1 protein-coding gene is annotated in these 400 nt (G+C 29.8%); it reads right to left on the reverse strand.

Translation table 11 applies throughout. From position 1 onward, the window contains the following. Window positions 1-157 precede the first annotated feature (157 nt). The coding region (locus E5A76_RS20520; protein ID WP_222932523.1) for a hypothetical protein at window positions 158-400 on the reverse strand (243 nt) is incomplete at its 5' end.

A 400-nucleotide genomic window follows, 5' to 3' on the forward strand; every position in this document is an offset into this window, starting at 1 on the left:
TTTATTCAATTTAAGATAGATTTCTTTTTCTATCTTTTTAAATGCTCTGCGAATACTGGTATCTGCTTTAGTAGTGTATTTTCTACAAAATTCACCTATCGTTATGCTTGGTTTTTTAGTTTGCATAAGCTTAAATGCGTAGTACAATTCAAGCCATTCATTTGAGTGTTTCATTTATACTCCTCTTGTGGATGTAATATTCTGTAGGTGATTTGTAATAGTTACCATCTTCTGCTAAGTATTCTTTCTCACTATTATTTTCTTCTTTAGGTTTATTTACGGTGGTTGACTCACCGTAAACCCTATAGGCTAACTCTTTTTTATTTAAACTATAAAAGTTGCTGGTTTTTATATGGCCATTACTTCGGTTTTTCTTTGTTAATAATTTACAGTATACAAT

The sequence above is a fragment of the Photobacterium lucens genome (assembly GCF_009873615.1).
Classification (GTDB): Bacteria; Pseudomonadota; Gammaproteobacteria; order Enterobacterales; family Vibrionaceae; genus Photobacterium; species Photobacterium lucens.